General features: G+C 31.8%; 8 protein-coding genes and 1 riboswitch. Of the genes, 3 read left to right on the top strand and 5 right to left on the bottom strand.

What is annotated here, in order from left to right:
• Positions 1-137: 137 nt before the first annotated feature.
• Complete coding sequence (locus B5E75_RS05485; protein ID WP_087357783.1) at positions 138-908, bottom strand: formate/nitrite transporter family protein; 771 nt, start codon at positions 906-908, stop codon at positions 138-140.
• A 217-nt stretch (positions 909-1,125) separates the two neighbouring features.
• Between B5E75_RS05485 and B5E75_RS05480 the strand changes: the two genes are divergently transcribed.
• The 3 genes from B5E75_RS05480 (at position 1,126) to B5E75_RS05470 (ending at position 3,328) form a co-directional block, all read left to right on the top strand.
• Positions 1,126-1,956, top strand: a complete 831-nt coding sequence (locus B5E75_RS05480; RefSeq protein ID WP_087357782.1) for a phosphate ABC transporter substrate-binding protein — start codon at positions 1,126-1,128, stop codon at positions 1,954-1,956.
• A 28-nt stretch (positions 1,957-1,984) separates the two neighbouring features.
• Positions 1,985-2,031, top strand: a riboswitch (PreQ1 riboswitch).
• Between the two features lie 62 nt (positions 2,032-2,093).
• The gene (locus tag B5E75_RS05475; protein ID WP_087357781.1) at positions 2,094-2,693 is read left to right on the top strand and encodes an ECF transporter S component; all 600 of its coding nucleotides are present in this window, start codon (positions 2,094-2,096) and stop codon (positions 2,691-2,693) included.
• The gene (locus tag B5E75_RS05470) at positions 2,639-3,328 is read left to right on the top strand and encodes a radical SAM protein (RefSeq protein WP_087357780.1); all 690 of its coding nucleotides are present in this window, start codon (positions 2,639-2,641) and stop codon (positions 3,326-3,328) included. Before B5E75_RS05475 ends, B5E75_RS05470 begins: the two co-directional genes overlap by 55 nt.
• 23 nt (positions 3,329-3,351) lie before the next feature.
• On the opposite strand, the gene B5E75_RS05465 is transcribed toward B5E75_RS05470, so the two are convergent.
• The 4 genes from B5E75_RS05465 to B5E75_RS05450 are packed head-to-tail and all read right to left on the bottom strand — an operon-like array spanning position 3,352 to position 6,356.
• Entirely contained in the window at positions 3,352-4,041 is a 690-nt protein-coding gene (locus tag B5E75_RS05465; protein ID WP_087357779.1) for a GNAT family N-acetyltransferase, read from the bottom strand.
• 23 nt (positions 4,042-4,064) lie between these two features.
• A complete protein-coding gene (locus B5E75_RS05460) occupies positions 4,065-4,775 on the bottom strand; it encodes an ABC transporter permease (protein ID WP_087357778.1) in 711 nt (236 codons plus the stop codon).
• Positions 4,772-5,593, bottom strand: coding sequence for an ABC transporter ATP-binding protein (locus B5E75_RS05455; protein ID WP_241146628.1), 822 nt, complete (start codon positions 5,591-5,593; stop codon positions 4,772-4,774). Before B5E75_RS05455 ends, B5E75_RS05460 begins: the two co-directional genes overlap by 4 nt.
• On the bottom strand, positions 5,586-6,356 hold the full coding sequence (locus tag B5E75_RS05450; protein WP_087357776.1) for a MerR family transcriptional regulator: 771 nt from the start codon (positions 6,354-6,356) through the stop codon (positions 5,586-5,588). Before B5E75_RS05450 ends, B5E75_RS05455 begins: the two co-directional genes overlap by 8 nt.
• Positions 6,357-6,359 lie beyond the last annotated feature (3 nt).

Below are 6,359 nucleotides of genomic sequence, written 5' to 3'. Positions count from 1 at the left end.
AACATTATACAAGTAATACAACATTAGCTGCATAAAGAAAAATGAAGTTGTCTCCTCGGCAACTTCATCAAAAACATTTTTAATTATTTCACCTGTCTACTTGACAGGGGCGGTTCAAACTATAGCTTTCTTTGTCCTTATTTTTTTGTTTGAGGTGTTCTAAACATAATATAGATAGGTACTGCCAATAAAACACTTCCACCAATAATATTTCCCAGTGTGGAAATGAGCATATGCAATGGTAACATTGTCCAATCAATCGCTGAACCTAATTGTGTGATTCCCATTGTGAAAATTCCTCCATTAGCGATACAGTGTTCAAATCCTGGTAAAACAAATGTCATGACCAGAATCATAATCACAATTAATCTTGCTGTTTCATCTTTAATTTTCACCCCAGAATAAGCAGCGACACAAACAATGAAATTACATAATATACCTTTAATTAATAAATCAATGATATCAAAGTTTAACTTTGATTCCATAACACCTTTTAAATAAGGTTGCATAATTGTTTCTTGAGCACCACTTTTAATAAATAAAAAACAAATCAATGCAATCCCAATCATATTTCCAATATAGCAGACAACCCACATCGGGATGATTTCTCGTAATTTGATATCCCCTCTTAATACTGGCATAATTGTCACAAAACAATTTCCTGTAAAAAGTTCGGCTCCTAAATAGACAATCGCAACCAGACCAATTCCGAATGATCCTGCCACAGCAATTTTCCCTACAACATTATGATCACTTAACAAAGCTCCTAAAGTATAAGATAAAATCGCAGCCAATCCTAAATAAGCACCTGCCATAAAAGCTCTTACAAAGAAGCGTTTAGGATCTGTTTTCATCAAATTTAATTTAATATTTGCTAGTTTACATAGTGTTTCAATATCACCAATCATAGTCCCTCTCCTCTTTAAATCAAAAATATTATATAAGATACATTCAAAAAAGGCAAAACTTTTTCTAAGTTTTACAAAAAACTTTCTTTTGTAAATATTTCTTTAAGTTTATGTTAAAACTTTACATAAACTTAACATAATTAATACAAGATATTAACGAATATGGGATAGAAATTTGTTAAAGTATGAGTGTAAAAAACAAAGGATGGATATAAAGATGAAAAAGTTTGGAATATTAGTTGTTGTTTTTATTGTCTGTGTCGCATTTTTGAGTTCATATGCTAATGCTGATGTAGAAACAGAAAAAATCAGCTTAAATGGTTCTACATCTATGGAAAAGATGGTCAATGCATTAAAAGAAGGTTTAGAAGACAAATATCCTGAATTATTAATAGAACCTCAATTTACGGGTTCTAGTGCCGGAATTGAAGCAGTTCTCAATGGTACAACAGATATTGGAAATTCTTCTCGTTATCTTAAAGACAGTGAAAAGGAAAAAGGTTTAATTGAAAATATTGTCGCTATTGATGCGATTGTGATTGTGACAGATACACAAAATAAAGTCAATAATTTAACAACTCAACAGTTAATAGATATTTATACAGGAAAGATTCGTAACTGGAAAGAAGTTGGAGGCGAAGATTTACCTATAGTTGTTGTTGGTCGTGAAGCAGGTTCCGGAACACGCAGTGCTTTTGAAGAAATATTACATATTGAAGAACAATGTCAATATGCTAATGAAGTGAATGAAACGGGACCAATCATTGCGAAAGTTCAATCTATTCATGGAGCGATTGGTTATGTATCATTAGATGTGATTGATGAAACAGTTAAACCATTAGCTATTGATGGCATTCAAGCAAGTGAAGAAACAATTCAAAATGGACAATATAGTTTACAAAGACCATTTGTTATGGCGACAAAGGATACGATTGAAAAACAAAATGAAGAAGTTCAAAAATTATTTCAATATATTCAAAGTGAAGATGGACAAAAGATCATTCGTGCTGTTGGTCTTGTTCCAACATCAAACAAAATGTCTTATTGACGACATTTTGTTTTTTCTTTATAATAAACATACACTGGTTCGAGAGCCAAACCCAGTATAAAAAACTAAGGAAAAGAGATGGCTCACCATCTCTTTTCTGGCTTCTAACTGTTTTTTAGAAGAAAGGAAAAGTGAATATGAAAAAGAAAACAAAAATTCAAATGGTGATTATCATGGGTATTGTTTTTAACGTACTTGGAGCTTTTATAGCCATGACATTCTCCATACCATTTTATATGGATTCCATTGGAACCATATTAGTTGCAGGACTTCTAGGTCCTAAATATGCCATGCTGACAGGTGTTTTAGGAAGTATCACAAGTGGCATGACGTTTGATATGTATTCTTTCTATTATGCTCCTGTACAGCTATTGACAGGATTTTTTGCAGGAATACTTTATCATGGTAAATGGCTAAAAGGATGGCGTACACCACTTGGCTCAATCCTTGTTGGCGTACCGACTTCTTTATTAAGTGCCTGTATTACAGCTGGTTTATTTAATGGAATCACAAGTGGGGCCAGTAGTACCTTTGTCGTTGTGTTTCATCATCTAGGTATGCCACTTATTTTAAGTATTTTGCTTGTACAGGTCTTTACAGATTACATGGATAAGTTTTTTGCAGTCTGTTTGACAAAAGCCATTATTGAAAGAGGACATCTTTATGAGAAATGGGGGATAGCATGGAAAGATACAGCCGTATTGAAAACAAGTACAAAAGAGAAATCGTTCTTTTAAAAGCCAGACCATGTGCCTGGTCAAAATGTACATTTTGCGATTATATCGAAGACAATTCTACATGTCTAGAAGAAATGATTCAAATCAATACTGAAGCCTTAAATCATGTCACTGGACAATACGGTGTTTTAGAAGTCATTGATTCTGCCAGTATTTTTGAATTGCCTCAACAGACATTACAACAAATCAAACAAATCATTCAAGATAAGCACATTCATACATTATTTGTAGAAAGTCATTGGATTTATCATCAACGCATTCAAGACATCAGAGATTTTTTTGGGATCAAGATGATTATTAAAATTGGTGTTGAAACTTTTGATGATGATTTTAGAAATCGTGTTTTGAATAAAAATGCAACCTTTACAAGTATCAAAGAACTCCAACAGTATTTTGATTCTCCATGTTTAATGGTTGGTATTCAAGGACAAACAAAAGAAATGATTCAAAGAGATATGGATATTCTGACACATCATTTTGATTATGGAACTATTAGTATCTATCGTAATAATTCAACACCAGTGAAAAGAGATGATCAATTAGTTCAATGGTTTATGCAAAACTATGCTTATTTACAAGATGATCCACGTTATGATTTTTTATATGAACCTACTGACTTTGGTGTAGGAGATTAAAAAGCTGTTGAAAAACAGCTTTTTTAGTTATCAAACACCCAATAAGAATAGCGTGATGATATTTTCATATGCAGTTTTCTTTGTAAAGCCAGTGATGCCTCATTGCCTTCTATAACTTGACAATAAGGAACTTTCTTTTGTTTCAATAATTCATTGATAAGATATCCTTCTAATAAATAACCATAGCCATGACGTTGATAAGCTTTCTTTATTTCTAAAATACCCATGCTGCCTTCTCGATGCATCCCTATAAATCCTGCCAATTCATCATCAACAAATAAACCCCACATGGCTTTTTGTTCAATACGTTCTTTTAAATAATCTTTATCATCCATATGATGATAAATCTGATCAACATCATCCAAATATGATAAGCTCAACTGTTGAATAGAAACATCTTGAGGAATAGCCAGATCTAATAATTGTTGATGAGGGTAAACTGCCTGATAACAGGCAAAATAATCTTTTTTATGGTAGTCAGTCATTAATAAATCAACAATCTCTTTTTGTTTGACATTATACAAATCATAGTTTTCTAAATGCAAAACAGAAAATAATGTTTTCAATTTATTCATATCATTCATAGAAATCATCAATGATTGGCTTTCTTTTTCTAACATAATGATGCCATCATCTTCATGATATAAAATATCTACCGTACATAAACGCATTGGTTCAATAAAATCTATATCATCAATTTCATTCAATAACATTTTTATCACCCTTATTCATTATATCATTTTATAAAAGAATAAAAAGAACGCATTCTTTGAAAACAAATCAAAAAAGCAAGAGTCATAATCAAAATCAAAATATATTGTCCCTGTGATTGTGTTAACAATAAATAACCCCATGTTGCTGGAAAAAGTTTTCCTAAATTTTCTAAAAAAGATGGCAACATAGAAGCAGGAAACATAATACCAGAAAGAATGATAGAAGGTAAAAAGATAATTTGACTCATCATAGTCAATAATCCTTGTGTTTTGACGAATAAACCAAGTACAGATGCAATACCTAAGGAAGATATGATAAATAAAATAAGATGGAAATAATATATACCTATATGTGATGGTAATGTTGCATGAAAGAGGAAGGGTGATAAAACCAGAATCAGTGTACTGACAATCATGAGATGAAAAAATGCAGACACAAATAGTGTCATGAGTCCATAATAAACAGGCAGAGAGTTAGCCATATATGTTTTTTGGAGAGTTGTTCCATAAATTTGAACAACAGATGATGATAAACCTAACAATGAACCCATAGATACACTCATAATGGTCATAGATGCAATCAGTGTGTCTTGATATTCGGGCATGATGGATGTAAAAACACTTCCCATCATGAAAAAGAATAATAACGGTACAAGATAACAAGTGATGAATAATGAACGACTTCGTAAATCCATTAAAAATTGAATCCACACCCCATAACAAAATGCTTTCATTTTTCGATACCTCCTGCCATAGATATAAAGTGCTGTTCCAATGTTCCTCGACTCACATTCATATCTAAAATCTCCAAATTTTGTTTTTGATAACTATCTAAAATCTGGGATAAAGTCTGTCGAACATCTTGCGTTGTATACAGATTTTCTCCCTCTTGCGTGATAACCTTAATACGGTAACATTTTCCCATGTATAAAGTGAAATCCTCAAGCGTTCCTAAAAACACCATTTTTCCTTGTTTTAAAATACCAATACGCTGACATAAACTTTCAACTTCATTCATATCATGACTTGCTATGACAATAGTAACACCCTTTTTTTGTAGTTGACGAATGATTTGATGTAAAGCAAAACGTCCTGCTACATCTAAACCAGCTGTTGGTTCATCTAATATTAAAATATCAGGTTGTCCAATTAAGGCCAAAGCCAAATGCAAACGTCTTTTTTGTCCTGTAGAAAGTTGTTGATATTGTTTATTCATTATGGATAAAAGATCCAATGCTTTTAATAATTGGGGTTCTAAAGATGCTTTTTTCCACTTAGAAAACAAAGTGATAGCTTCTGATACTTTCATATAAGCAGGAAGTGATTCATTTTGTGATTGAATAGCTATTTGACCATCAATGGAAATATTTCCTTCATATTTTAAAAATCCTTCCAGACACTCTAATGTTGTGGTTTTCCCTGCACCATTCATTCCTAACAAACCTAGTATTTCCCCTTTATAAACCTCAAAAGAAATATCATTTAAGACTTGATAAGAACCATAACTTTGACTGACATGGGATACTTTTATAACTGTCTTCACATTACTCATCTCCAAACTTAATTCCTGCTTTTTCAAAATATAAACCTAATGCCGGTTGTAGATAGGCATTCACTTTATTTTGTTGTTTTGCTAGATTATGATTATCATTCAAATGCTCAAATTGCATCAACTGTGGCAACAAACTCATATCACCCTTAGTAAATTCTTCAACCATTTTCCAGAACTGCTCAGCTAATGCTCGAACACGTTTGTCTAAAGGATCGACCCCTTGCTCTTGTAAGTCTAAGATTTTTTGAGATAATTGTTGAAAGCGATTAATAAATTCTTGTCCACTTTCTTGATTAAAATGCTGACGAATATGATCCATTGTTTTTTCATCAAAATATTTTATCACCCAATAATTGTCATTATTCATCTGTAAATTGACAATAATATCTGCATATTTTTTAAAATCAACACTTTGCATCTGTATCACTTCTTCTTTTAGATTTTCTATATCTTGAAGAACCTTTGTCAATTGTTTGATCTTTTCTTGAATTAATGAAGCTTGTTGATTTAAAACATGAGCGACTTGTTGGGGTGTATCTAATACTTCTAACTGATTTTTAATTTCGTCTAAAGAAAAACCTAAAGATTTTAATGATTGAATCTGATGTAACTGTACCATATCCTGATAGGTATAAAGTCGACGCCCTCCTTCACTTTGCATTGATGGTTTTAATAATCCCTTTTGATCATAAAATTGTAAAGTTCTTACTGTTGTTTTCATTTTTTTAGCTAATTGTCCTATTGTCATATATTCTTTATCCATTTC

It is taken from the genome of Massiliimicrobium timonense (assembly GCF_002160865.1).
Lineage (GTDB): Bacteria > Bacillota_I > Bacilli_A > Erysipelotrichales > Coprobacillaceae > Allocoprobacillus.
This window is presented reverse-complemented; position numbering and strand designations above follow the sequence as displayed.